At 61.0% G+C, this 25726-nt stretch carries 26 protein-coding genes and 2 tRNA genes; 19 read left to right on the top strand and 9 right to left on the bottom strand.

Annotated features, from left to right (window positions below; genetic code table 11):
* Window positions 1–130: 130 nt before the first annotated feature.
* A complete protein-coding gene (locus GVL52_RS17550; protein WP_160009423.1) occupies window positions 131–1231 on the bottom strand; it encodes a branched-chain amino acid aminotransferase in 1101 nt (366 codons plus the stop codon).
* 229 nt (window positions 1232–1460) lie between these two features.
* On the opposite strand from GVL52_RS17550, the gene GVL52_RS17545 reads away from it, so the two are divergent.
* On the top strand, window positions 1461–2684 hold the full coding sequence (locus GVL52_RS17545) for a PLP-dependent aminotransferase family protein (protein WP_160009421.1): 1224 nt from the start codon (window positions 1461–1463) through the stop codon (window positions 2682–2684).
* Between the two features lie 19 nt (window positions 2685–2703).
* On the opposite strand, the gene GVL52_RS17540 is transcribed toward GVL52_RS17545, so the two are convergent.
* Window positions 2704–3762 (bottom strand): aldo/keto reductase, encoded by a 1059-nt coding sequence (locus GVL52_RS17540; protein ID WP_160009419.1) that lies wholly within the window; start codon window positions 3760–3762, stop codon window positions 2704–2706.
* Window positions 3763–3938: 176 nt separating this feature from the next.
* On the opposite strand from GVL52_RS17540, the gene GVL52_RS17535 reads away from it, so the two are divergent.
* The 7 genes from GVL52_RS17535 to GVL52_RS17505 all read left to right on the top strand — a co-directional run bounded on the left by GVL52_RS17535 (window position 3939) and on the right by GVL52_RS17505 (window position 10771).
* Window positions 3939–4913 (top strand): ABC transporter substrate-binding protein, encoded by a 975-nt coding sequence (locus GVL52_RS17535; RefSeq protein WP_160009417.1) that lies wholly within the window; start codon window positions 3939–3941, stop codon window positions 4911–4913.
* A gap of 17 nt (window positions 4914–4930) precedes the next feature.
* Window positions 4931–6625, top strand: coding sequence for an iron ABC transporter permease (locus GVL52_RS17530; protein ID WP_160009414.1), 1695 nt, complete (start codon window positions 4931–4933; stop codon window positions 6623–6625).
* Window positions 6613–7641, top strand: coding sequence for an ABC transporter ATP-binding protein (locus tag GVL52_RS17525; RefSeq protein ID WP_160009412.1), 1029 nt, complete (start codon window positions 6613–6615; stop codon window positions 7639–7641). Before GVL52_RS17530 ends, GVL52_RS17525 begins: the two co-directional genes overlap by 13 nt.
* Before the next feature lie 69 nt (window positions 7642–7710).
* The gene (locus GVL52_RS17520) at window positions 7711–8820 is read left to right on the top strand and encodes an endonuclease/exonuclease/phosphatase family protein (protein ID WP_160009410.1); all 1110 of its coding nucleotides are present in this window, start codon (window positions 7711–7713) and stop codon (window positions 8818–8820) included.
* A gap of 26 nt (window positions 8821–8846) precedes the next feature.
* Window positions 8847–9584 carry an NUDIX hydrolase gene (locus GVL52_RS17515; RefSeq protein ID WP_160009408.1) on the top strand — a complete coding sequence of 246 codons (738 nt, stop codon included), beginning with the start codon at window positions 8847–8849 and terminating at the stop codon, window positions 9582–9584.
* 74 nt (window positions 9585–9658) lie between these two features.
* Window positions 9659–10570 carry a PhzF family phenazine biosynthesis protein gene (locus GVL52_RS17510; protein WP_160009406.1) on the top strand — a complete coding sequence of 304 codons (912 nt, stop codon included), beginning with the start codon at window positions 9659–9661 and terminating at the stop codon, window positions 10568–10570.
* A 125-nt stretch (window positions 10571–10695) separates the two neighbouring features.
* A tRNA-Lys gene (locus tag GVL52_RS17505) sits at window positions 10696–10771 on the top strand.
* Window positions 10772–11034: 263 nt separating this feature from the next.
* Here the strand turns inward: GVL52_RS17505 and GVL52_RS17500 are convergent.
* Window positions 11035–12246 carry an MFS transporter gene (locus GVL52_RS17500; protein ID WP_160009404.1) on the bottom strand — a complete coding sequence of 404 codons (1212 nt, stop codon included), beginning with the start codon at window positions 12244–12246 and terminating at the stop codon, window positions 11035–11037.
* A gap of 251 nt (window positions 12247–12497) precedes the next feature.
* On the opposite strand from GVL52_RS17500, the gene GVL52_RS17495 reads away from it, so the two are divergent.
* The 3 genes from GVL52_RS17495 (at window position 12498) to GVL52_RS17485 (ending at window position 16146) form a co-directional block, all read left to right on the top strand.
* Complete coding sequence (locus tag GVL52_RS17495; protein ID WP_160009402.1) at window positions 12498–13262, top strand: TIM barrel protein; 765 nt, start codon at window positions 12498–12500, stop codon at window positions 13260–13262.
* Window positions 13263–13396: 134 nt separating this feature from the next.
* Window positions 13397–14623, top strand: a complete 1227-nt coding sequence (locus GVL52_RS17490) for an adenylate/guanylate cyclase domain-containing protein (RefSeq protein WP_160009400.1) — start codon at window positions 13397–13399, stop codon at window positions 14621–14623.
* A gap of 191 nt (window positions 14624–14814) precedes the next feature.
* Complete coding sequence (locus GVL52_RS17485; protein WP_160009398.1) at window positions 14815–16146, top strand: FAD-binding oxidoreductase; 1332 nt, start codon at window positions 14815–14817, stop codon at window positions 16144–16146.
* Between the two features lie 106 nt (window positions 16147–16252).
* On the opposite strand, the gene GVL52_RS17480 is transcribed toward GVL52_RS17485, so the two are convergent.
* From GVL52_RS17480 to GVL52_RS17470, 3 genes are all read right to left on the bottom strand, one after another.
* Window positions 16253–16327, bottom strand: a tRNA-Glu gene (locus tag GVL52_RS17480).
* A gap of 196 nt (window positions 16328–16523) precedes the next feature.
* Window positions 16524–17564: a D-Ala-D-Ala carboxypeptidase family metallohydrolase gene (locus GVL52_RS17475; RefSeq protein WP_160009396.1), complete on the bottom strand. Its 1041-nt coding sequence runs from the start codon at window positions 17562–17564 to the stop codon at window positions 16524–16526.
* A 156-nt stretch (window positions 17565–17720) separates the two neighbouring features.
* Complete coding sequence (locus GVL52_RS17470; RefSeq protein ID WP_160009394.1) at window positions 17721–18161, bottom strand: VOC family protein; 441 nt, start codon at window positions 18159–18161, stop codon at window positions 17721–17723.
* Between the two features lie 193 nt (window positions 18162–18354).
* Here GVL52_RS17470 and GVL52_RS17465 point away from each other — a divergent pair, with 193 nt between their 5' ends.
* Both GVL52_RS17465 and GVL52_RS17460 read left to right on the top strand, forming a co-directional pair.
* Complete coding sequence (locus GVL52_RS17465; protein ID WP_160009392.1) at window positions 18355–18933, top strand: cold-shock protein; 579 nt, start codon at window positions 18355–18357, stop codon at window positions 18931–18933.
* Complete coding sequence (locus tag GVL52_RS17460) at window positions 18933–19412, top strand: DUF192 domain-containing protein (RefSeq protein WP_160009390.1); 480 nt, start codon at window positions 18933–18935, stop codon at window positions 19410–19412. The genes GVL52_RS17465 and GVL52_RS17460 overlap by 1 nt, the downstream gene beginning before the upstream one ends.
* A 208-nt stretch (window positions 19413–19620) precedes the next feature.
* Here GVL52_RS17460 and GVL52_RS17455 read toward each other — a convergent pair whose 3' ends face one another.
* The gene (locus GVL52_RS17455) at window positions 19621–19845 is read right to left on the bottom strand and encodes an alkylphosphonate utilization protein (RefSeq protein ID WP_160009388.1); all 225 of its coding nucleotides are present in this window, start codon (window positions 19843–19845) and stop codon (window positions 19621–19623) included.
* Window positions 19846–20017: 172 nt separating this feature from the next.
* On the bottom strand, window positions 20018–20188 hold the full coding sequence (locus GVL52_RS17450) for a hypothetical protein (RefSeq protein WP_160009386.1): 171 nt from the start codon (window positions 20186–20188) through the stop codon (window positions 20018–20020).
* A gap of 134 nt (window positions 20189–20322) precedes the next feature.
* Here GVL52_RS17450 and msrA point away from each other — a divergent pair, with 134 nt between their 5' ends.
* From msrA to GVL52_RS17435, 3 genes are all read left to right on the top strand, one after another.
* Complete coding sequence (msrA, locus tag GVL52_RS17445) at window positions 20323–20835, top strand: peptide-methionine (S)-S-oxide reductase MsrA (protein WP_160009384.1); 513 nt, start codon at window positions 20323–20325, stop codon at window positions 20833–20835.
* Between the two features lie 250 nt (window positions 20836–21085).
* Entirely contained in the window at window positions 21086–21907 is an 822-nt protein-coding gene (gene fdhD / locus GVL52_RS17440) for a formate dehydrogenase accessory sulfurtransferase FdhD (protein WP_244619221.1), read from the top strand.
* Window positions 21908–22134: 227 nt separating this feature from the next.
* Window positions 22135–22653 carry a Dps family protein gene (locus GVL52_RS17435; protein ID WP_160009380.1) on the top strand — a complete coding sequence of 173 codons (519 nt, stop codon included), beginning with the start codon at window positions 22135–22137 and terminating at the stop codon, window positions 22651–22653.
* A gap of 61 nt (window positions 22654–22714) precedes the next feature.
* Here the strand turns inward: GVL52_RS17435 and GVL52_RS17430 are convergent, their stop codons facing one another.
* Entirely contained in the window at window positions 22715–23023 is a 309-nt protein-coding gene (locus tag GVL52_RS17430; protein WP_160009378.1) for a BA14K family protein, read from the bottom strand.
* 41 nt (window positions 23024–23064) lie between these two features.
* Between GVL52_RS17430 and GVL52_RS17425 the strand changes: the two genes are divergently transcribed.
* From GVL52_RS17425 to GVL52_RS17415, 3 genes are all read left to right on the top strand, one after another.
* Window positions 23065–23310 (top strand): hypothetical protein, encoded by a 246-nt coding sequence (locus tag GVL52_RS17425; RefSeq protein WP_160009376.1) that lies wholly within the window; start codon window positions 23065–23067, stop codon window positions 23308–23310.
* Window positions 23294–23878 carry a dual specificity protein phosphatase family protein gene (locus GVL52_RS17420; RefSeq protein ID WP_244619220.1) on the top strand — a complete coding sequence of 195 codons (585 nt, stop codon included), beginning with the start codon at window positions 23294–23296 and terminating at the stop codon, window positions 23876–23878. Before GVL52_RS17425 ends, GVL52_RS17420 begins: the two co-directional genes overlap by 17 nt.
* Window positions 23879–24022: 144 nt before the next feature.
* Window positions 24023–25684 (top strand): phosphoethanolamine transferase, encoded by a 1662-nt coding sequence (locus GVL52_RS17415; protein WP_244619219.1) that lies wholly within the window; start codon window positions 24023–24025, stop codon window positions 25682–25684.
* Window positions 25685–25726: the final 42 nt, after the last annotated feature.

The following is a 25726-nucleotide window of genomic DNA, read 5'->3' as shown; positions in this document are numbered from 1 at the left end:
TTGAGCCGCCTTTTCAGTGCAGGTTCGTAAAGCGTCAGGCTTTGCGGACCTGTCGTGATTTGTCACATGCGCAATATAGGAAAGACCCGCTCGGCGAGGGTTCGTCGAGCGGAGCCATGATTGGATAGCCTTAGGCGAGGACGCGGCGCGTCCAGCCGCGCTGGTCGTTGCTGACGCCCTTCTGCAGGCCGACCAGTTCCTGGCGCAGTTCGCTGGTCAGCTTGCCGGTCTGCCCGTCTCCAACCTGAAATTCGCCGCCGGCGTGTCGAACCAGACCGATGCCGGCGAGGACTGCGGCTGTGCCGCAAGCGAAGGCCTCGACCAGCTTGCCACTTGCGGCATCAGCCTGCCATTCGGCGAAGGAATAGGGGCGCTGGTCGATCTGCAAGCCCTTTTCTTCCGCAAGAACGATGACCGAAGCACGTGTGATGCCCGGCAGGATCGTGCCGCCGAGAGGTGGGGTCACCACGGTCCCGTCGTTCATGACGAAGAATACGTTCATGCCGCCGAGTTCCTCCACCCAGCGATGTTCCGCCGCATCGAGGAAGACGACCTGGTCGCAGTCCTTCTTCGCGGCTTCGGCCTGCGCGACAAGGCTTGCCGCGTAGTTGCCGCCGCATTTGGCCGCTCCCGTGCCACCGGCGGCCGCACGGGTATATTCGGTCTCGACCCATAGGGACACCGCCTTGGCGCCGCCCTTGAAGTAGGCGCCAACAGGCGAGGCGATCACGCAGAAAACATATTCCAGGGCAGGGCGGACGCCGAGAAATGCTTCGTTTGCGAACATGAAAGGACGAAGATACAGGCTGCCGTCGCCCGATGGGATCCACGCCTTGTCGATGCGCACAAGCTCTTCGACAGCCTTGAGGAAGAGGTCTTCGGGAACGGGCGGCATCGCCATCCGTTCGGCCGAGCGGGCGAAACGGCGGGCGTTTTCCTCGGGCCTGAAGAGCAGAATGCGACCATCATCGGCCTTGTAGGCTTTCATGCCTTCGAAGATTTCCTGAGCGTAGTGGAGCACGGCGCTGGCGGGATCGAGTTCAAGCGGACGCCGCGGCGTCACCTTCGCATCATGCCAGCCCTTGTCAGGGGTCCACCGGGCAAGGACCATGTGATCGGTGAAGATCTTGCCAAATCCGGGTGTTTCGAGGGCCTTGATGCGATCGGCGTCGGAGACCGGCGACGTGTGGAATTCGATGGTGATTTCGGGAGTGTTCGACGACGCGGTCATTTCGGGCACCTTCAAAGCCTGTTGGATAGCGGCGGCGACACTACTGCCGCCGGGTATGTGTTGAAAAGGCCGATTTCGGCGGGTTTGGGTCTCTGCCGCTTGAAATGCCAAATTCAAGGGCGAGATACCGTAAAATTGTCACCGTAGCAAACGAATAGGTCAGCAATGTTGACTTATCATTTGTTGCGTGGTCTGGTCACCTAAAGACAAAAAATTACGAGGAAGCCCCATGTTGAATTGGGAAAACATCTTTGCAACCCGTTCTTCGCGCATGCGCGCATCTGAGATCCGCGAGCTTCTGAAGCTTCTGGACCAGCCGGATATCATTTCATTCGCTGGTGGTATTCCTGATCCGGCACTGTTCCCGGACAAGGAATTCAAGCAGGCCTATGTCGATATCTTCGACAGCTCTGCCGTGAATTCGGCGCTGCAGTATTCGGTCAGCGAAGGCTACAAGCCACTGCGCGAATGGCTGGTCGGCGAGATGGGCAAGCTCGGCATTCCCTGCGGTCTCGACAACGTCTTCATCGTCTCCGGTTCGCAGCAGGGTCTCGATTATCTCGGCAAGCTGTTCCTGTCGCCCGGTGATACGGCCCTCGTCACATGGCCGACCTATCTTGGCGCACTGCAGGCCTTCAACGCCTATGAGCCGGCCTATGACCAGCTGACACCCGATGGCAACCGCACACCCGCCTCCTACCAGGCGCAGGCAGCGGCAGCCGGCGGCAAGGTCAAGTTCGCCTATCTCTCGGCCGATTTCTCCAATCCGACCGGCGAAACAGTCGATCTGGCGGGGCGCAACAAGCTGATCGAGCTCGGTAACGAGATGGATATCGCCATCATCGAGGACGCGGCCTACCAGTCGCTGCGCTATGACGGCGAGGCGATCGCGCCGATTCTCGCGCTCGAAATTGCCCAGAAGGGCGATATCGAGCACACCCGCACGATCTATTGCGGCTCGTTTTCGAAAACGTTGGCGCCGGGTCTGCGCGTCGGCTTCATCGTTGCCAATGCGCCTGTTATCCGCAAGCTGGTGCTGATGAAGCAGGCGGCCGACTTGCATTCTTCGACGATCAACCAGATGGCCGTCGCACAGGTGGCGCAGAACGGTTTTGATGCGCAGGTCGTCAAGATCAGAGCTGCCTACAGCAAGCGTCGCGACGTGATGCTGGCATCGCTCGCCAAGCACATGCCCGAGGGTGTGAGCTGGACGAAGCCGGAGGGTGGCATGTTCATATGGGTGACGCTGCCGAAGGGGATGGATGGCGCCAAATTGCTGGCCAAGTCTATCGAGACCGTCAAGGTGGCTTTCGTGCCTGGTCGCGCCTTTTTTGCCGATGGATCGGGCGAAAACACGCTGCGGATGAGCTTTTCGTCGAGTAACGAAGAGAAGATCGAAGAGGGCATCAGCCGCCTTGGCAAGCTGATCTCCAGCGAAATCGGCGGCCTGTAGGCCGCCGACCAGTTCGCCATTACGTGTCGAGGTGGGGGCCGAGCAAGGCGAGGTCGGCCTCGCCAAGCCTGTCGCTCGCGGTATTGCGCTGATGCCAGTAGGGATAGAGCAGCTGCGGCAGGCTGACGTCATCAAGACGCTTGCGCTCTTCCTCCGACAGTTTCAGGTCGGCTGCCGCAAGATTATCCTTGAACTGCGCTTCCGTGCGTCCGCCGATGATGACAGACGTTACCGGCTTGCGGCCGATCAGCCAAGCCAGCGCCACCTGGGCTGCCGAGACATTGCGGCTTTCGGCGATCGACACCAAAGTCTCGACGATATTCCACAGGCGGTTTTCGTCGCGGATCGGCGGCTCCGTCCAGCCGGCGAACTGGCGGGTGCCTTCGGGCGCCGCCTGGTTGCGGCGGTGTTTGCCTGATAGTAGCCCACCGGCAAGCGGGCTCCAGACCAGCACGCCGAGGCCCTGATCGATGCTGATGGGCAGCAGCTCGTATTCGGCGTCGCGGGCTTCCAGCGTGTAGTGGATCTGCTGGCTGACGAAGCGCTCGCGCTTCTCGCGTTCGCTGACGCCGAGCGCCTTCATGATGTGCCAGCCGGAGAAATTCGAGCAGCCGACATAGCGGACCTTGCCCTGGCGGACCAGCGTATCGAGTGCCTCCATGGTTTCCTCGAGCGGCGTCTGGCCGTCCCATTCGTGCACCTGGTAGAGATCGATCACGTCGGTCTTCATGCGCTTCAGGCTGGCCTCGCAGGCGCTGATCAGGTGGTAGCGCGAGTTGCCGGCATCGTTCGGGCCATCGCCCATCGGAAAACGCGCCTTGGTGGCGATCAGCGTGCCGTTCTTCCTGACGCCGCCAAGGATTTCGCCGATGATCTCCTCCGAGGCGCCGGACGAATAGACGTCGGCGGTATCGATGAGGTTGACGCCGGCATCGATGCACATGTCGACCAGGCGGCGGGCGTCCGTGACGCCGAGATCGCCGACGGTCTTTGCCCAGCCCTTGCCGCCGAAGGTCATGGTGCCCATGGTCAGCGTTGAAATTCTCAGGCCCGAACGGCCCAGTTGACGATATTCCATAGGTTTTCCTCCACTCCCAAAATGAAAACTGAAACGCCGGCTAGAAGATAGAGGTGCAAAGGAGGGGTCAAGGGCAGGAGGCCATGCGTTCCTGTGTCTTCGAATGACAACTGTCACATTCATGTTAACCCAGGTGTCTATGGAACGGGCCTTCCATCACGCCGAGGGCACCATCCATGAAGACCATCGTTTCCGCCGCCGCACTGCTCGCCGCAAGCCTGTTCGCCATTCCGGCAACCGCTGCCAATCTGGTGCTCTACACCAGCCAGCCGAATGAGGATGCACAGGCAACCGTCGATGGCTTCATGGCCGCCAACCCCGACATCAAGGTCGATTGGGTGCGCGACGGCACGCCGAAGATCATGGCAAAGCTGCAGGCCGAGATCGAAGCCGGCAACCCGGTGGCCGACGTTCTGCTGATTGCCGACACGGTGACGCTGGAGCGCCTCAAGGAAACCGGCAAGCTGATGGCCTACAAGTCGCCGGAAGCCGCACACTACGACGCCGCCCTGTTCGACGCCGACGGCTACTATTACTCGACCAAGCTGATCACCACCGGCATCGTCTACAACACCTCGGCCTCGATGAAGCCGACCAGCTGGAAGGACCTGGCGAAGCCGGAAGCCAAGGGCCTCGTCACCATGCCGAGCCCGCTGACCTCTGGCGCAGCCCTGATCCACGCACAGACGCTTGCTGCCGTCGATGGCCTCGGCTGGGACTTCTACAAGGATCTGGCTGCCAATGGCGCCACGGCTGCCGGCGGTAACGGCGGCATCCTCAAGGCGGTCGCATCTGGCGAAAAGGCCTATGGCATGATCGTCGATTACATGCCGATCCGCGAAAAGGCCAAGGGTGCTCCTGTCGAGTTCGTGTTCCCTGAAGAAGGCGTGTCTGCCGTGACGGAGCCGGTCGGCATTCTCTCGACCGCCAAGAACGCAGATTCCGCCAAGAAGTTCGTCGATTACGTTCTGTCGGAAAAGGGCCAGGAAGGCTTCCTGAAGCTCGGCTACATCCCGGCGCGTAACGGCATGAAGGTTCCAGAGGGCTTCCCGGCCCGCGAAACCATCAAGGTCCTGCCGGTCAATGCAGCGACGGCTCTGAAGAGCACCGATGCCGATCTCAAGACCTTCTCCGGCATCTACTCGAACTGATTGCCTGACATAAATTGATGTACGGATATGTTCGTCCCGGAAACAGCCCGCCCGCCTGGCTGTTTCCTTTTATCATCGCCGTTGTCCTGATCCTCAGCGTGCTGCCTCTGGCGCGGCTGGCGATCACGGGTGTCTCGGCCCTTGCCAATGGCGGCGCCATCGCGGTGCTGACCGATCCTGCCCTGTGGTCGGCGACCTATTACACGCTGGTCACCGCCATTTTCGGAACGATCATCTCGCTGGTGATCGGCTGCGCCTTCGCCTTCCTGCTGACGCTGACCGATATCCGGGGCAAGGGGCTGCTGAGCTTCCTCTTCGTGCTGCCGATGATGATACCGCCGCAGGTGACGGCGCTTGCCTGGGTGCAGATGTCCGGCCCGTCGAGCCCGCTTCTGAAGGCGCTGCACATCGCGCCACCGATGGGTACGCCGCAGCCGCTCTATTCGATCGGCGGCATCGCGCTGCTCTATGGCGTCCAGCATGCGCCGCTGGTCTATCTGGCGCTTCGGGCTAGCCTGATGTCGCTGCCGCGCGATGGCGTCGAGGCGGCGCGGCTGTCCGGTGCGTCGAGCCTCAGGGTGTTTCGCGATATCATCCTGCCGCTGTCGCTGCCCGGGATCATTGCCGGTGCGGCGATCTCGTTCGTCTCCTGCACCGGCAATTTCGGCATTCCCGCCATTCTCGGCATTCCGGCTTCGATCTATACGCTGCCGACGCTGATCTTCACCAAGTTTTCTGCCTTTACCAGCCGCACCTTCGGTGACGTGGCGCTGCTGTCGGCGATCATCGCGATCATCTCGGTGGCGGGTCTCGCCATCCAGGACTGGGCGTTGCGCGGCCGCGACTACCGCGTGCTCGGCCTGTCCGGCGCGACGGCGACCTTCGAGCTCGGACACTGGAAGCTGCTGTTCACGCCAATTCTCTGGGCAACGCTGTTTTTCATGCTGGCCGCTCCCTTCTTCGCGCTGCTCGCCGGCGCGTTGGTGCCTGCCTATGGCGTGCCGCTGACCTTCAAGACGATGACCTTCAACGCCTTTTCGGAAATCCTCTTTCGCCAAGCTGTGACGCGCACCGCCTTCGTCAATTCGCTGTCGCTGTCTGCGGGCACGGCGGTATGTCTCCTCGGGGTGACCGTGCTGACCGCCTATGCGCTGACACGGCGAAGGGATCTGCTCAGCCGGGTCATTTCGAGCGTTATCGAGATCCCGTATTCCTTGCCCGGCATCGTCGTTGCGGTGTCGTTCATCCTGGTCTTTGCCGCACCGATCCCGATCATCCACGTGACGCTCTACGGCACCGTCTGGATCATCCTGATCGCCTATCTCTCGAGCTTCTTCGCCGTCAGCCTCAAGCCTGTCGTCAGCGCTTTCCACCAGCTCGATCCGGCGCTGGAAGAAGCAGCACGGCTGGCGGGGGCAGGGTTTTTCCGGCGGTTGAAGGACATCATCGTGCCGCTGATCGCGCCGGCTGCCGGCGCCTCCGTCATCCTGGTGTTCCTGATCGCCTGCAACGAGCTGACCATCTCGGCGCTGCTCTGGTCGGCGGGGACGCAGACGCTTGGCGTCGCCATCTACAATCTCGATGACAGCGGCAGCACCGACCTCGCTTCGGCGTTGTCGGTGCTGGTCGTTCTCATGGTCGTTTTCATGATGCTGCTTCTTGAACTGATGGCAAAGCGGCTGCCGAAGGGAGTGGTGCCGTGGCGAAACTGATCCTCAATCGCGTTGCCAAGGATTTCGGCACCGGACGGGCTGCCGTCAGCAACCTGTCACTCGATGTTCGCGACGGCGGCTTCCTGGCGCTGCTCGGGCCATCCGGCTGCGGCAAGACGACGGTGCTGCGGATGATCGCCGGTTTCGAGACGCCGACCGACGGGTCGCTGCATCTCGGCGAACGGCTGCTGGCCGACGCCTCGCAATCGCTGCCGCCGGAAAAGCGCAACATGGCGATGGTTTTCCAGTCCTATGCGCTGTGGCCGCATATGAGCGTTGCCGACAATGTCGGCTATCCTCTGAAGGTGCGCGGCATCTCCGGCGAGGCGTATCGGAAGAAGGTCGGCGAGGCACTCGCGACCGTCCGGCTGGAAGCCTATGCCGAGCGGCGGCCGGCTGATCTGTCCGGCGGGCAGCGGCAGCGTGTGGCGCTGGCGCGCTGCCTGGTGACATCGCCCGACGTGGTGCTGCTCGACGAGCCGCTTGCCAATCTCGACCGGCATCTGAAGCAGGAGATGGAGGAGACGTTTCGCGAGTTCCACCAGCGCTCCGGCGCGACGATGGTCTATGTCACCCACGACCAGAGCGAGGCGATGGCGCTGGCGACGGATGTGGCCGTGATGTCGGAGGGACAGTTGCTGCAGGTGGCGCCGCCTGCGGAGATTTATGCACGGCCGGAAGGGCGGATCGTCGGCGGGCTGATCGGGCGCGGGGCGATTGTTTCGTTGATGTCTCCGACTGGTGATATCAGGCAGTTGGGCTGGGAGGTGCTTGCGCCGCTGTTTGCAGGTGAGACTGGTGACAGTCCGAGATCGGACATTCTTGTACGGCAGGAAGACGTGATCCTCGGCGCAGAGGGCTTGGCGGCAAGTGTCGAGTCCGTGCTCTACGAGGGCGAGCGCTATGCCGCGCGGCTGCGCCTCAATGATGGGCAGATCCTTCGCACTTTCAGCCGGTTGCCGCTCTCGGCAGGCGAGAATGTTCGCGTCGTCATTCGCAGCGCCTGGCGGCTGTGATCGGGAAGCGGGCTTTCCGAAGCGGTCATTGCTGTCTAGTGTCGGGGCAATGCCAACCGGAAATCGCTGATGTCGTTACGCATTGCCACGTTCAACGTCGAAAACCTGATGACCCGCTTCGACTTCACCGGGTTTCGAAACCAGCTGCGGCAGGACCGGGTGATCAAGCTGTTCGATGTGCGCAGCGAGGGCGTCTACCAGCAGCTCGAGCAGGCCCGCGTCATCGCCTCCACCGACGACACCAGGCAGATGACGGCGCTGGCGATTGCCGATGCGGATGCCGACATTCTCTGCCTGCAGGAGATCGACAACATGGAGGCGCTGCAGGCTTTCGAATACAACTATCTGTTTCGCATGGTCGGAAACGGCTACCGGCAGAAATACCTGGTCGAGGGCAATGACAGCCGCGGTATCGACGTTGCCGTGCTGATGCGCGAGGAGACCCGCGACGGGCAGAAGATCGAGCTCAAGGAGGTCAGGAGCCACGCGATGACCACCTATCGCAATCTCGACCTGTTCGACGACGATCTCGCCCAGACCAACCATATCGACGACAAGATCTTCAAGCGCGATTGCCTGGAACTCGACCTTTTGATCGGCGGCGTGCCGATGACGCTCTATGTCGTGCATTTCAAATCGATGGGCGGGCAGCGCGAGGGGCAGGACGGGCGGACCTATACGATGCCGGTTCGCCGGGCCGAAGCGAAGGCGGTGCGCCGGATCATCGAGGACAAGTTCGGCGCGGAGCCGGCATCCGCCAGGCGCTTCGTCATCTGCGGCGACATGAACGACTATCAGGAGCGCGTCGATGTCATCGGGCGGCGGCGCACCGGCTATACGTTCCAGCATCAGGACGAAAGCGCAAGTGCACTGGACGAGCTCAGCCGGGATGGCTTTGCGGAGAACGTCGTGCGTCGGCGTGAGCCGCTCGATCGCTGGACGCTCTACCATGCGCGCGGGCCGGAGGAACAGTGGCTGTGCCAACTCGATTATATCTGGCTCTCTCCAGCACTTGCAAAGACCAATGCCGGCCGGTTGCCGGAGATCGTCAGGCATGGCCAGCCCTACCGCACGGTGTTTCCGCCGGGCCAGGAGGTCGAGCGCTATCCCCGGACGGGCTGGGACCGGCCGAAGGCGTCCGACCATTGCCCTGTTGTGATGACTTTGGATTTGATTTGAGCGGTTTCTAAGGGGACGGATTTGAGATGAGCACTGATTTCAGCGATGATTTTGCCGGCTGGCCGCCGACGCAGACGGTCTTTCCGATCGCCGGTGTGGACCTGAAGGTGCTGCCCGGTGACCATCCGTTTCACAGCAGCAATGGCGACGCGATTGCCGAGAACTGGGCTCGTGAAACGGCTGCCAATCCACACCTTTTCGATGGCCGGATGATTTTCCAGAATCGGCTGGCGCTGACCGGCCAAGGGCTGGCCGGCGAGGGCCATGTCATTCCTTTTTCCACCTTCATGCACTGGCGCCGGCAGCCGGAGCGGCGGGGTGGCATTCACCTGTTCGCTTATGCTGTTGTCGAGACGAACGATGGCGCTCTGGTGGCGATCCGGATGGGCGCGCATACGGCCAATCCCGGACAGGTATACTTCGCTGCCGGTTCGCTGGAGCCGGAGGACCTGTCCGACGGGCGTTGCGACATCGAGCATAACATGCGCCGGGAGGTGCTGGAGGAGACCGGGCTCGACCTTCGCGATGCGCAGGCCGGCGACGGATACTTCGCGACCCACAACAGGAGGACGGTGACGCTGCTGCGGCTGTTCCGCTTCGATCTGACGTCCGACGAAATGGTCGAAAAGATCCACGCGCATATGCTGGTTGCCGAGGACAAGGAGATAGCAGGTGCCGTCGTCATCCGCTCCGCGGACCCGCAGGCACAGACCTACAATATCTCGATGCTGCCGGTCATCGACTGGTACTTCCATAAGAGCTAGCTCACCTAACGCCTTGCGCTCGTTGCGGCGGTCGGGCAGGTTGGCGGCACGAGGACCGAGACAAGGAGGCCGATGTGGCGCGCAGCTACAGCGTCTATGACGTATTCACCGATCGCAAGCTGGCGGGCAACCCACTTGCCGTCATCTTCGATGGCGACGATCTGAGCGACGAGGCGATGCAGGCGATCGCCAAGGAGCTGAACCTTTCCGAGACTGTGTTTGTTCAGCCTTCCGGCAATCCCGCCTATGCGGCGCGGGTTCGCATTTTCACGCCTGGTCGGGAATTGCCCTTCGCCGGTCATCCGACCGTGGGAACGGCGATTGCGCTTGCCGAGCGGGCGCATGCAGGCATGACGATCGATCTTGTCTCTGTTCTTCAGGAAAACATCGGGCCGGTGCGCTGTGCTGTCAGGCTTAGCGAAGGCGAGGCGAGCTTTGCGGAGTTCGACCTGCCGCGCAAATCGGAGCAGATCCCCATGCCGCTCGACCGGATCGGCATTGCCAAGGCGCTGCAGCTGAAGACCAGCGAGATCTGCTTCGAAAATCATGTGCCATCCTTGTGGACGGCCGGTGTCCCTTTTCTGCTGGTGCCGGTGCGCGATGTCGGTGTGGCCGAGCGGCTGGATTTCGATCCGCAGCTATGGGAGGCCACAGTGCCGTTCGTCGATGGCGCCCTGGCGTCGGCCTACGTCTATTGCCGCGGCGGCGTGAACCATGTCGCCAAGTTCCATGCGCGGATGTTTGCAAGTGGCATGGGCCTCGTCGAGGACCCGGCGACGGGCTCGGCTGCGGCAGCACTTTCCGGTGCAATCCATCATTTTGATCGGCTCACCGATGGTCATCACGGCGTCATGATCGAGCAGGGCGTGGAGATGGGGCGGCCGTCGTTCATTCATCTGCACATGGATATCGAGGGCGGGACGATCTCAAACGCCCGGATCGGCGGGCAGGCAGTGCGTCTGGCCACCGGGATGCTGGACCTTTGATTTCATTGGATTTCAGCCGTGCACAAAAAAATGCGACATTGTTGAAAGAATTTTCGGAAGGGCGCTAGACAAGCTGAACGATCCTGTTTATACGCCCTCTCACACCACGCAGACACAGCGCGGACGGGTGATTAGCTCAGTTGGTAGAGCAGCTGACTCTTAATCAGCGGGTCGTAGGTTCGAACCCTACATCACCCACCATTTTATCAATCAAATCAAAGCATTGTGCTTGAAACACTCGCTTCGGCGAGTGCCGCCGGGCTGGATGGTTTTGCCGCTGGATCGGGCAAAATCCGCTGCGGGTCGGGCGTTGCGAATCGCCTGCGCGGGCGATGGCCGGTCGGCCGCAACAGGCCCGGAAAACCTCCCGATTGCTCCCGTGATTGTCGCTGCCGGACGCTTGTTCCGGTTGTCGCGTTTGTCGTTTCGCGGCGGTCAGGCGCGCGCCTGCTGCGCGCGCGATATCAAACTTCCACCGACACCCGTTTTGCCTCTGCTTCGCTGTCTGCGGCCATCACAGGTGCGGCGCTGGCGGTCTTGCGGCCGGGAAGCGACTTGATCGAGGCCAAGGCATAGATGATCAGCGGCAGGCAGATGAGGTAGGCAATCCGCATGCCGGCATAGTCTGCGATGAAACCCAGCAACGGTGGCGCAAGGAAGAAGACGGCGAACGACATCTGAGCCACTGTTGCGACATTGATATGGGTCGGGCGATCGGTTCTCTGCGCTGCGGCCGAGACGACCAGCGGATAGATCGCGCTGCAGCCGGCGCCCATCAGCGAGAAGCCGAGCAGCGCGACATAGGGCTGTGGCGCCAGCCAGACGGCCAGAACACCGGCAGCGGCCAGAACGAGCAGGATCGTAGCGACCAGGCGCGCGCCAAAGCGGTCGACCTGTGGGTCGATCAGGAGGCGGGCAGTGGCCATGAAGAACGTGAAGCAGGTCAGGCCCAGTCCACCGACGAACGGCTCCGAGGCAAAGACGTCGCGCATGTAGATGGCCGACCAGTCGATGCCGGCACCTTCGATCAGGAAAGCGGCGATGCCGATGATGCAGAGCGGCAGCACGCCCCAGTTCGGCAGCGCGATCAAGGGCGCCTTTTCCTGATGCGCCTGTGTTGCCCGCGGCGGTGCATTGCGCATGCCCGAGATGACGAAGGTGCCTACGATCAGCACGAAGGCGAAGGTCAGGCCGAGATGGATATGCATCGGCACGCCTGCCTGCCGGATGGCAGAGGCGGCCAGTGCGGTCAGGAAGAAGCCAAGGCTCCAGAAGCCGTGCGCTCGGGTCATGACGCCACGGCCAAGCTGCGCTTCGATGCGATCGATCTCGACATTGAGATTGATCTCGAGCGACCCCGCCAGCAGGCCCTCCAGAATCAGGATGAGAAAGACCAGGGGCGCGCTTGCCAACCATGGCACTGTTGCCAGCAATGCCGAGGTGCCGATGACGGTGATGAATGCGGTGGTGCGGGTGCCGAGGCGGGCGATGATCGGCGAGGCGAAGGTCAGCGAGGTCAGCGCGCCGATTGCGGCGCCGATCAGTGTCAGGCCGAGCGTCGAGCGATCGACGCCGAGCGCCATCTGCAAGTCAGGCATGCGGGCCAGCAAGGCACCCATGGAAATGGCAAAGAGGAAGAAGCACACATAGATTCGGTGCTGCGGCGCGAGCTGCATTGTTGTCTCCGGATGGGCATGCGCAGAACGGCGCTGTTGATATCCTAGGTTTGGGATTTTGCGGATACAATCAAAAATAAGCATGCGGGAGGTATTTTGAACGAAAACTATCGCATTGGTTTAAACGTGCGAAAGTGTGAGGCGTTTGCAGGGGGTATGCCGGTGGCCCGGATTCGGGAAACGCTTGCAATCCGGTGGCGCTTGTTGATCAAATCGCCGAACGTCACCTGGTCGAAACAAAGCGAGATGTCATGAAACTCTCCGCCTGCATCGAATGGCTTTTCGCCGACGAGACCGCAAATTTTGCCGATCGTATTCGGTTGGCGCACCAGCATGGCGTCGAGGCCGTGGAGTTCTGGCGCTGGACCAACAAGGACGTCGGCAGCATCGAATGGGCGCTGAACGAGACGGGAATCGATCTCGCCAGCTTCGTCGCCGAGCCGATGATCGCGCTGACCGATCGGGCCAATCAGGCGGCGTTCATCGAGGGGCTGAAGCGCTCCGTCGAGGTGGCGCGGCGGCTTGGGGCCCGCACGCTGATCGCGCAGGCGGGCGACGACCTTGCCGGCAAGTCGCGCGACGAGCAGAGGGCGGCGTTGACCGAGACACTGGGGCGGGCTGGCGAAGTGCTTGCCGACAGCGGCGTCCGGCTTGGTGTCGAGCCGCTGAACACGCTGATCGATCACGTCGGCTATTTCCTGGGCTCGACACGCGAGGGGCTCGATATCGTCAGGCAGACGGGCCGTACCGAGATCGGCATCATCTACGATATCTATCATTCTGCCGTGATGGGCGAGGACACGGCCAGCGTGATCGGCGGCGATATCGACAGGGTCTTCCATGTCCACATCGCCGATCATCCCGGCCGCAACGAACCGGGCAGCGGCTCGATCGATCTGAAGGCGCGGGTGGACTGGCTTGTCGCGCAAGGCTATGCGGGCGCCCTGGGGTTGGAATATCGGCCGACACAGCCGAGTGCGCAGACGATCGCCCAGACAAGACGTTTGCTGGGATGAGCAGGCTACATTTTCCAGCAATCTAATGTAAAGAGGGCATTCCATTCCACGTTGAGGCACCCCATCTAGCGGATGCAGGAATGATTTTTTGTTTTGAAGTGAGAAGGCCGCGTGACCTCGCGGAGTGTACAGCCATGCAATCCCTATCCAACCCGGCTTCGGATTCTTCCGATCTGAGCGTCGGCCATTGGCCAAGGCACAGGACAACCAGCCTCGACTGGCTGGTGAACGAAACGCGCAACGAGCGCTTCATCGACAATCTGCTGGTGCAGCTTTGCGGCCGCTTGCGCGACGAGGGTGTTCCCGTCTCGCGGGCGACGATGCATTTCAGAACCCATCATCCGCAATGGCTCGGCGCGCGGCTGTTGTGGCGCGTCGGTATGACGGAAGCCAACATCACGACATTCGATTACGGCATTGAAAATACGCCGCAGTTTTTGCGGAGCCCGGTCAACGAAATTTTCAGCGGCGCCGCCGAAGTGCGCAGGAAGCTGGAAGGTCCGCATGCGGACGATGAGCGCAGCGAGTTCTACGACGATCTCAAGCGTGAAGGCGTGACCGAATATATCGCCTGGCCGATGGAGCATACGCTCGGCAAGCGTCATATCGTGACATTTTCGAGTGATCGTCCGGGCGGCTTTCTGGAGGAGCATGTGGCGTATCTCCAGGATCTGCTGCCGGCGCTGACGCTGGTCACCGAAATCCGGTTGAAGAACATCATGGCCCGGACCTTGCTGCAGACCTATGTGGGGCCGCATGCAAGCGAACAGATCCTGGCCGGCGCGACGACGCGCGGCAGCGGCGCCACGGTTGATGCTGCCATCCTGATCTGCGACCTGCGAGATTTCACGACGATCTCCGACCATTGGCCGCGCGACGACGTGATCGAATTGCTGAACGGCTATTTCGATGCAATGTCGGAGCCGATCGAGAAGCATGGCGGCGAGATCCTGAAGTTCATGGGCGACGGGATGCTGGCGATCTTTCCGCTCAGCAACCCGCAGGCCTGCGAAAACCTGCTGCAGGCTATCAAGGCGGCCGAAGCAGCCATGGTTGCGCTGAATGCCGAGAACAAGCGCAAGGGCCGCGAGGTGCTTCGCTATGGCATCGGCGTGCACGTCGGAGAGGTGATGTACGGCAATATCGGCTCGCGCCGGCGGCTGGATTTCACCGTGATCGGCCCGGCCGTCAATGTCGCGTCGCGGCTGGAAAGCCTGACGAAGGAGATCAAGCGGCCGGTGCTGCTGTCCAAGGCATTCGTCGAGATGTCGGGTTGCCAGAACGAGATGGACAGCCTCGGTGCGTTTCCGCTGCGCGGTCTCGGCGAGCCGGTCGATGTGTTTGCGTTTCCGCTGACGTAGCCCTGAGCGCAACACGCGCCTTCAATCCGGAGGCCGGCGATGCATGTCGGGTCTTTACCGCTTGCCGGCTTCTGCTCATCGCGGGTATCTCCACAATTATTCGCGTCCTGCGCGGATTTTCTGTTCCTAAGGCATGCGGCCGGCGGTAAACCGTTGAGCGAGTGAAATCGCCGTTCAGGAAAGATACCCGCATGCCCGGTCCCTATGTCGTTCCCGTCCATGGCGATGAAGACCTGCCGAAGACGTGCGATGTGGTGGTGATCGGCGGCGGCATCATCGGCTGTGCAACGGCGCTCGAACTTGCCGAGCGCGGATTGCGGGTGGTGCTGTGCGAGAAGGGTGGTATCGGGCAGGAGCAGTCGAGCCGCAACTGGGGCTGGGTGCGGATCTCGATGCGCGATCCGCGCGAGGTGCCGCTGATGGCCGAGTCGCTGCGGATGTGGGACGGTCTCGATGCACGGACGGGTCGGGACACCGGTTTCAGGCGCGCGGGTATCATCTTTACCTGTGCGGACGAGAAGGAACTGGCCGATCACGACCGGTGGCGCTCGAACCTGCAGGGGTATCAGATCGATACGCGGATGCTCAGCGCGCGCGAATTCAGCGATCTCTTTCCTGGCTCCAATCTCACTATGGCCGGTGCGCTCCATGCGGCGGCGGATGGTCGCGCGGAGCCGCAGCGCGTCGCCCCGGCGATGGCCGAGGCTGCGCGCGACAAGGGTGCCACCATTCTCACCGAATGCGCCGTGCGTGGCATCGAACTGTCCGGTGGCGCTATCAGTGGGGTGGTGACGGAGCGTGGGTCCATCGCCTGCCAGGCCGTGGTGCTGGCTGGCGGCGCCTGGTCCAGCCTGTTTTCAGGGCGCTTCGGTATCGATCTGCCGCAACTCAAGGTGATGAACAGCGTCATCAGGACCAAGCCGCTGGCGGGTGGGCCGGAGGAGACGATCTGGGCCAGGGATTTTGCCATCCGCAAGCGCCAGGACGGCGGCTATACGGTGGCGTCCGGCTATGACAACATCGTCGATATCGTGCCGGCGTCGTTCCGCCATGCCAGGGATTTTCTGCCTGCGCTACGCTGCGAATGGAAGTCGCTGTCGTTTCGGCTCGGCGGGCGCTTCCTTGAAGAGGCGCGGATGTCTCGTCACTGGCCGCTCGATGAGGCGAGCCCCTTCGAGTATGACAGGGTGCTCGATCCGGTCCCGTCCAAGAAGGGGCAGGACAAGGCGATGGCGGATCTGAAGGCTGCCTTTCCGGTGTTTGCAAAGGCCGAGATCGCGCAGCGTTGGGCAGGATATATCGACGTCACGCCGGATGCGGTTCCGGTCATATCGGCTGTCGAAGCGATTCCCGGCTTTCATATCGCCACCGGGTTTTCCGGCCACGGCTTCGGCATCGGACCGGCGGCCGGGCGGTTGATGGCTGATATTGTCACGGGCAGGGCGCCGATCGTCGATCCCGCGGCGTTCAGGTTCTCGCGGTTTAGCGATGGGTCGAAAATCGAACTGATCAGTGGCGTCTGACCGCGGACATATGGCCGGATCGCAATCACCCGCAAACGCATTCGAGCCAGGCTGAGTGGCCTGGGTTCATAATCTGCAGAGATGTCATTGATATAACGAAGAGAAGTGGTACGCCCTAGGGGAGTCGAACCCCTCTTCCCAGAATGAAAATCTGGTGTCCTAACCGATAGACGAAGGGCGCTTCCTTCGTGGTGGCGCCCTTATAGTCAGGCATGCCGAGTCCCGCAAGCCGCAAAGCTGATTTTTTTCAAAAAAATGACAGGAAAGTCCGGGGTGTGGATAAGCGCCATTAGCGCTCTTGAATCAAATGGCTAGGCGCAATTGCTCGCATGCCCTGCAGGCATCGGTTCGGACGGTGTTGCTGCCTGCAACGGGTGTTACAGCGCGCGTGCCAAGGTGGTGGCTGACGGCTTGCCGCCGCAGCCCCAGTTCCAGTCCCGGTTCCTGCCGGTATCGAGGTGGACGGAATCGGTATGGCAGTAGGTGCCGACGCCACCGCGGTCGGGCAGGGACCTGATATAGCTGGCGATATCCCATTTCGAGACGCCGTCGATCTTTATATCCGCCGCGTCGCAGCTCTTGTGCATCGATTCCTCCGCACCGCCGACCATCCGGTTGTGTTCCGGATCACGATAGCCGGAGGTGACGAGCACAGGCTTGCCGAAATGGGTCTCGACGGTCTTGATGACGTTCAGAAGGTTGGGCTTGAAACAGCCGACCTCGACCTTGTCGTTCTGCAGGTGCAGGCCGTTCGGGGCAATCCGCGTCATACCCGGCAGGGAGGCTTTTTGCAGCAGGCCCGAGAGGCTGGTGAGAAGGTTCTGCTTCGGAGCACTGTAGAGCGCGTTCATGGTCTGGCCGGGTAGTGCGCCTGTTGCCAATGATGCGGTCTGCGTTGGATCCGGCGTCGTGCCGGTATTTTCGGAGGATTGCTGCGGCAGAATCACCTGGTCCTGCGGCGCCGGATCGACCGGCAGCTGGCTCGAATAGACGCTCGATCGTGTCGCGCTGACGCCGGCGGAAGGTTGCAGGGTCGTGGATGTCGGATTGTTCTGGAGCTTCGGCTTGACGGCGAAGATACTCATCGCCTGGGCGTTGATGCCAGTCTGCTGCAGCGCAAGGCCACCGATATTTGCGGGCGCTGTGGCCGCGGAACCCGCAGTCATCGGCTGCGCAGTCGCCTGCGCCGTGTTGGCTTGCTGTGCGCCTGATACGTTTGCCACCATCGGATCGCGGTAAGCGGTCGTGGCCGGCGTGGCGGCTGCCTGCTGTTGCGCGGCAACGGCAGGCTCTGCGGGGGCGGCTGAGGCAAGGGCATCGACGGCGGTCTTGTCGGACACGCAGCCGGTCAGCATCAGCGCCGAGGTGGCGATCAGAAGTGCCGCCCCGAAAGGGGTGCGCTTTTCAACAGCGAACAAGCGAGCAATCTCCAAAATGAAGGTGAGGGGCGTGAGAAAACCACGATCCACCCCGAGTCATCCTGATGATTGCCCGCCGCTATCGGATGCGGCAAGGGCGATCCGGGCGCAGTGGCCCGAAATCGCCAAAGCGGCAAGCCTCGCAAAAGCCTCGGCTTACCAGGCGCCGGTATTGCCCATCGAGGCCCACGGCTCGGCGGCAGGAAGGCCGCCGCCCTTCTGCAGAATCTCGATCGAGATGCCGTCCGGCGAGCGGACGAACGCCATGTGGCCGTCGCGTGGCGGACGGTTGATGATGACGCCGTTGTCCATCAGTTTCTGGCAGGTGACGTAGATATCATCGACCTCGTAGGCCAGGTGGCCGAAGTTGCGTCCGCCGGTATAGTCTTCAGGGTCCCAGTTGTAGGTGAGTTCGAGGCACGGCGCGCCCTTGGCCGTTGCATCGGCCTTGTCTTCAGGGGCGGCCAGGAAGACGAGCGTGAAGCGGCCCTTTTCGTTGTCGATACGCCGGGTTTCCTCGAGGCCGAAAAGCGTGGCGTAAAAGTGCAGGGATGCATCAAGGTCTTTTACGCGGACCATGGTGTGGAGATAACGCATTCTGTTTCCTCTCTAAATGCTGGTGCGCCTGTTATGTGGTGGAACGTCAGCCCCGGGCAAGACTATGGGATAAGATTGACAGCTGCGAATAAACGAAAAGTAGGGCTTGCGCTAATCCGTTACCAACATGTTAATCTTGATCTCAAGAATCAGTTAACCGTAACTGTGTGACGCGTATTGAGGGGCTGGCGAAATGGCTGACAGGATTTCATCGACGGAATTCACTGACCTCGATCAACTCGCGGGTGATGCGGTTGACCTCATTGAAATTACGGGTGTCGTCAAATGGTTCGATGTTGCCAAGGGCTTCGGCTTCATCATTCCTGACAATGGCATGCAGGACGTGCTGCTGCACGTGACATGTCTGCGCCGCGACGGGTTCCAGACCATTCTGGAAGGAACGCGTATCGTTGCGCTGATCCAGCGCCGTGATCGCGGCTACCAGGCATTCAAAATCCTCTCCATGGACCAGTCTACAGCGGTTCATCCATCGCAGCTGCCGCCGGTGCGCACACATGTGCAGGTCACGGCGACGAGCGGGCTGGAGCGGGCTCTGGTCAAGTGGTTCAACCGCACCAAGGGCTTCGGTTTCCTGACACGCGGCGAGGGCACGGAAGATATTTTCGTACACATGGAAACGCTGCGCCGCTTCGGCCTGACCGAACTGCGCCCCGGACAGGTCGTCCTGGTTCGCTTCGGCGATGGCGACAAGGGATTGATGGCTGCGGAAATTCATCCCGATGCGCCAAGCCCAGTGAGCCGGGCACACTGATGCCGATTGTCTCTCATACGATCAGAAGCGCCTTTGTGGCGCTTTTTTTCATGCTGGCAGTGCCGGCGCTGGCGCAGAGCACTGTCAAGTTCGACAAGGAGCCGATGATCGTTCAGACGGCTGCCGGCAGGCGCATCAACTTCACCGTCGAGATTGCCGATACCAATGAGCAGCGTCAGCGCGGGCTGATGTATCGCAAGGAGATGGCTGCCGATGCCGGCATGATCTTCGACTTCGGCGCGTCGAAGCGCGTGCAGATGTGGATGGAGAACACCGTCCTGCCGCTGGATATGCTGTTCGTCGATCGGGCGGGCACTGTGCGTGGCATCAAGCATGACGCCGTGCCTTACTCGCGGGATATCATCGATTCCGTCGGTGAGGTGAAGTACGTGATCGAGCTGAATGCTGGCGCGGCGGCAAAGCTCGGGATCAGTACCGGCGATACCGTGGTCAGCCCGACGATCACCAAGTACAAGTAGGCAGCGGACACGCAGGCGCTACTCCCCGATTACTTTCAGGATTGCATGAAAAAAGGCTCGTCCGGCGGTTTGCGCCAGGACGAGCCAAGTCGTACGGCTATGAGCGACGTGCAAGAAGCTCATGAACGGACCATACAGCTGCCGGAAGCCGGCACATTGATCTGTATCAAAGGCGGATTGCGGCGGCGGAGACAGTCGCTGTTTCGACCTACGCCTTCTTGACGAATTCGGTCTTCAGCACCAGGCCCTTGACCTGCTTGGTGTTGCACTCGACCTCGCCGGGATTTCCGTTGAGGCGGATGTTCTTCACCAGGGTGCCGCGCTTGATGGTCTCCGAGGTGCCCTTCACCTTCAGATCCTTGATGAGCGTCACGGAATCGCCGTCGTTGAGCTGGGCGCCGTTGCTGTCTTTCACGATTGGTTCGTCGGCCATGTCTGTCTCGCTTTGAGTGTTGTGTGGTCTGGCGATCAGGCGGCGCGAGCACAGTTGCCGTTGCGTGAAGCAACATTCCGTAGCGTTACCGCGCCTGTTCCTGCGCAACCACTGGATGCCTCCCTAGCCGCAACCGTCGTGAAAGTAAAATCAATTGGTTGCCTGCCGTTGTTCATAAGCGATGGCTCAATGTCACCGAGATGGGATCGACGTCAAACCGTGTCGGTGCGCCGAGCGTGGTGTCTGCAACGCATCGGTCGGCTGGCTCGTCGCCTGGGCGCGCCTGGGCGCGCCTGGGCGTGTGGAAAACCGCACCTCGGCAGGACAGGCTGGCAAAAGCCATGGCCGCCTCCTATCTATAGGGCACGGCGTGAGGCTGTCTTGAGGTAACTCACACAGGGCTGCAGGAACCCGGGTGATGTCGCCCGATCGCAACTCTGCCAGTTATGACGAAACGTATGGGAATGGAGATATTCGATGACCATTGAACGCGCAGTGCTTGCAGGTGGCTGCTTCTGGGGGATGCAGGATCTTATCCGGCGGCTCCCCGGCGTCGAGACGACGCGTGTGGGGTATACCGGCGGCGAGGTTGCCCATGCGACCTATCGCAATCACGGAAATCATGCCGAGGCGATCGAGATCGTCTTCGATCCTGCGAAGACCAGCTACCGCGACATTCTGGAGTTCTTCTTCCAGATCCACGATCCTTCGACACCGGATCGCCAGGGCAATGATCGCGGCGCGAGCTATCGCTCGGCGATCTTCTACGTCAACGACGAGCAGAAGCGCGTCGCCGAGGACACGATCGCCGATGTTGATGCATCCGGTCTGTGGCCCGGCAAGGTGGTGACCGAACTTGCCCCGGTCAGCGATTTCTGGGAGGCGGAGCCGGAGCACCAGGATTATCTGGAGCGGATCCCGAACGGCTATACGTGCCACTTCGTCCGTCCGGGCTGGAAGCTGCCGAAGCGGCAGTCCACCGCCGCTTGAACGAAGCGTTCGCTGTTTTCTGACGCCAGGTCGATGAGACCTGGCGTTTTGTGTCCGGGCTTATTGGCGCGAAGCGCTACAGAGGCGACGAGTTGGACAGCTGTGACGTTGCGCCTCGCCGGCGGCAGGTAGGCGGTGGCAGCGTATTCGCAATCGCTTTATGACGAGGACAGATGCGCTGGTATGGTTCTATGATGGATTCGAACAGCATTGGAATCCGGTGGTGCTGGTTGGTTCGGGGAAGAGCAAAGTGAACGTCATTTTCGCCGATAGCAGAGCAACCCACGCGCCGGTAGAGACGATCGCATTTCGCGGTGGCGTTGCTGTCCGGCAAAGCCGCAGCGTTGCAGAGGAAGTTGCCATCGCTTTTTCCTATGGTGGCAGCTCCCATGCCGTGATGATGGCGACGCCGGACGATCTGGTGGATTTTGCCGTTGGTTTCAGCCTCTCGGAGGGCCTGATCGACGATGCCTCACAGATCGAGGCGATCGAGATCGTTCGTGATGAAATGGGCATCGATGTCCAGCTCTCGCTGGTCGAAGACGTCGATGAAAAGCTGCGCGCGCGGCGACGCCATATGATGGGGCCGGTCGGGTGCGGTCTTTGCGGGATCGAATCGCTGGAGCAGGCGGTTCGTGCGGTTCGCCCTGTCATGTCCTCCACTCTGACCATCACGCCTGGCGAAATCGCCAGCGCTGTCGCGGCGCTTTCTGAGCAGCAACAGCTCAACCAGATAACCTGTGCGGTACATGGGGCAGGGTTCTTCGTTCCCGATCAGGGGCTTGTCTTGGTGCGCGAGGATGTGGGCCGGCACAATGCGCTGGACAAGCTTTGCGGCGCGGTTGTCGCCTCGGGTCTGGCGGGCAGCAGCGGTGTCGTCACCGTGACCAGCCGGCTTTCCATAGAGATGATCCAGAAGGCCGGCATGCTCGGCAGTCCTATCATTATCGCAATCTCTGCGCCGACTGCCTACGCCGTTCGCGCCGCCGACGAGGCCGGGATGACGATGGTCGCTGTCGCCCGTGGTGCCGATTTCGAAATCTTCACGCACGCCCATCGCGTCATCTTCTAAGACGTGTCGCAGACGAACCTGAACGGTGCTGTGCCTTGCGACCCGGCCGGGCTGTCTCAGGCTTCGATGTGGCCGATGCTTATGCTCCTCAGCCTGTCGAGATTACCGCACGATCCGACAAGACGCGTCTGCCGCTATTGCGGATGTTCACCACCGCACAGTGATTTCAAACCGCCAATTGCGAAGCCCGCGATAAAGTCATCAAAACTCCCAAGGAGAGAAAAACCATGACGGATCATTCCCCATCGAAGACACAGCGCGCAGCGCTTGCGACCCCTACCGATCTTTCATCGAACGCCACGACCGACATTTCGGCTGCACTGACGGCGTTGCTGGCCGATGTGTTTACACTGTATCTGAAGACGAAGAACTTTCATTGGCACATGTCGGGACCGCATTTCCGCGACTATCACCTGATGCTCGACGAGCAGGGTGAGCAGATCTTTGCGATGACAGACGACATTGCCGAGCGCGCCCGCAAGATCGGCGGCACGACTTTGCGGTCCATCGGCCATATCGGACGACTGCAGCGGCTGCTCGACAATGATGCGAACTATGTGACGCCTGAGGACATGCTTGCCGAACTGCGCGACGATAACAAGCAACTCGTTGTGCTGATGCGCCAGGTGCATGAATTGGCTTCCGAACACAACGACTATGCGACGACAAGCCTGCTCGAAAACTGGATCGATCAGGCCGAGCGCCGCACCTGGTTTCTGTTCGAGTGCACGCGCCGCGGCGAATAGTCTGGCCGCACCATTCGTTTCTTCCAACCAAACCCCGGCTGCTTCAAGCCGGGGTATCCGCTCAAAGCGGCGAACGGCAATCTACGCGGGCCCCTGAGCTTGTTGCGTAGCTGTTATCGGTCGCATGATAGGAGCGATAGCGTTCCGCGCACCAGCGAATGTGAGCAACTTCGCCCGGGGAAAGAAGGGTATCGGCTCCTCCCTGTTCCTCACTTGCCTCGACGGCAAATGCGGTCACGGCGCCTCGACTGTCAGGACCGCCAGCTGCTGCCGGAGTGATGATGCTGAAAGCGCAGGCAGGCACGAACGACAACGCGAAAATCATGCTGCCGGTCGTCAGCGCAGTCACGAGCGTCAATGCCTTCTTCATGGGAAAATCCTCGTTTGGTCGCTAGTTAAACGAAAGATTAAATGTTTTGTTCCCTCAGGCGCAGGTCACTTGCCGCCGACGGCGCCGGATACCAGGCTTCCGCGGTCGGCGCCTGCCTTCAAGGCGAGCATCTGACCATTGAACGGCCGCTCTGCACGGGCGCATCGGGCAGCAGCGACCGGGCCCGTTGCGAGAAAATCGCAGGCTTTCAGGTGGCCGTCAGCCTCTGCATTCAAACTCGCTTCAGTGGTTTGACTGTCGAGGTTCGCGGTGAAGAGTTTTGTTGAGACGCGCAAGAAGACTTTGCGGCTGCTGGCCGTGGGTTTGCTGTGTGCCGGTGCCTTGTTCGGTGGGTTCATCGGCTATCTGCATCTGAGCGGAAATTTTCACACGGTCATCGACGGGCAGCTCTATCGGTCAGCACAATTGTCTCCTGCACGGCTTGAGCGATATGTCCGCGCGAACGGCATCAAGACGGTCATCAATCTGCGCGGCGAGAGCTTGAGCGCAAAATGGTACGACGGGGAAGTTGCGGCCGCCCAGCAGCTCGGCATCGAACACATCGATTTCAAGATGTCGTCAGGCACGGTCCTTTCACCTGAGCGTGCCGACCAGCTGGTTGCGATCATGAAGGCTGCACCCAAGCCGATTCTCATCCATTGCCAGAGCGGTGCCGACAGGACCGGCCTGGTGTCCGTCATCTACAGCCAACAGATTGCCGGCGTCAGCGAAGACGTTGCCGAGCGTCAGCTCTCGGTACGCTACGGTCACGTGGCAATTCCCCACATTTCATCCGTCTATGCCATGGATGTCAGCTGGGATCGGCTTGAGAGGCATTTCGGCCTCAAGGGCTAGCATGTGGACAAGCCCAGGCCTGATGCCGAACGGCAACACAGGTTTCAGGCTCTTGTCAGAAAAGAAGCTCATCCGTCGGCCATACCCTGGACCTCGTCTGATCGCAGATGAGGTCTCGCGCTGGCTGTTATGGAGACGCTCGAGTTGAACGATACAAATTTTGCGCGAATATCACGCGTCTTCAGGCCGGAAATCGGCAGCGTGACACTGTGCTTGTTGACGACGATATATCTTCTGCTCATCACCAACCGAACCTTCTGGTCGAAGGCATTCGGATACTTTGGGGTCGATCACTTCGGCTTTGCGATCTTCGCGATCGGCATCGCCGCCGCAAGCATGGGCGTCGTCACCCTTTTTTCGGCGAAGTACATCATCAAGCCGTTCCTGATCTTCTTCGTGATCGCTGCCTCGGCAGCATCCTGGTTCACCGACGCGTTCGGCGTGATCGTTGACAAGGAGATGATCCGCAACGCCGCGGTTTCGACAGGTGCCGAGGCCGGCCATCTGATTACTCCGCGATTTGCGCTGCACCTGCTGCTCACAGGCGCGTTGCCATCACTGCTGATCATCTGGGTCCGCATCAGGCACCGGCCGATTGTTCAGAAGCTTGCGCACAACACCGTGGTGATCCTGGCCTGTGCTGCCGTTTTCGCGGCGATCGGTTTTGGCGATTACCGGACGTTTGCCGGCGTCGGGCGGGCGCACAAGGATATCCTGGACACGCTCAATCCATTCGTGCCGATCACAAGCGCTGTCAAGTTTGCCATTTCCTCCGGCGAGGACGCCAACGTGGTCGCCCAGCCGCTCGGCACGGATGCCCGTCGCGTCAACACTGTTGCAACCAACAAACCTCGCGTGGTGATCGTGGTGGCCGGCGAGACCGGACGCGCGCAGGACTTTTCGCTGGGCGGGTATGAGCGCGAGACCAATCCCGAGCTGAAGAAGCAGAACATCGTCTACTTCTCCAAGACGAGCAGCTGTGGAACGGCGACGGCGGTGTCGATCCCCTGCCTGTTCTCCGTCTATCCGCGAAGCGCCTACACGCACCGGAAGGGACTGGAGACGGAAAACGTTCTTGATGTGCTGGGGCATGCCAAGGTGTCGGTTTCCTGGCTCGACAACGATACCGGCAGCTACCACGTCACCGACCGTGTGCCATACGCGTTTCTCCCCGATTCGGCCGATCCTCGCTTCTGCAAGGACGGGGAGTGCCTTGATGAAATCCTGTCGGACAAGGTCGATGACTGGCTGGACAAGGTGAAGGGCGACAGCGTGCTGGTGCTGCATCAACTCGGCAGTCACGGCCCGGCCTATTATGCGCGCTACCCGGAGGCGTTTCGTCGCTTCACGCCGGATTGCCGCGCCAACGATTTCGGCAGCTGCTCGCCCGAAGAGATCCGCAATGCCTACGACAACACAATCCTCTATACCGATCACCTCGTGTCGACTGTGATCGACAAGCTGAAACGACGGTCGAACACCATGGCTGCTTCGGTCGTCTATTTCTCCGACCACGGCGAATCTCTCGGCGAGAACGGGCTCTATCTGCACGGCACGCCATATGTGGTCGCGCCGGTACAGCAGACCCATGTCCCGTTCCTGGTATGGCTCTCGGATGACCTGCAGGCATCCGCTGGCTACGACATGGCATGCCTTGCCGGAACGGCTGACAAGCCAACCTCGCATGACAATTTCTTCCACAGCATGCTTGGCCTGATGGACGTATCCACCAAGGTATACGATCCGAAGCTCGATGTGTTTTCGGGATGCCGGAAAGGCAACACGCACGTCGCAAGTGCCCCCTGACGCTGGATGCTCGCCGGTGGAGGATCGGGGCTCGAACCCCGA

It is taken from the genome of Rhizobium sp. 18055 (genome assembly GCF_902706285.1).
GTDB lineage: Bacteria > Pseudomonadota > Alphaproteobacteria > Rhizobiales > Rhizobiaceae > Rhizobium.
Note: the sequence above shows the minus strand (reverse complement) of the source record. Positions and strands in the feature narration are given on the sequence as shown.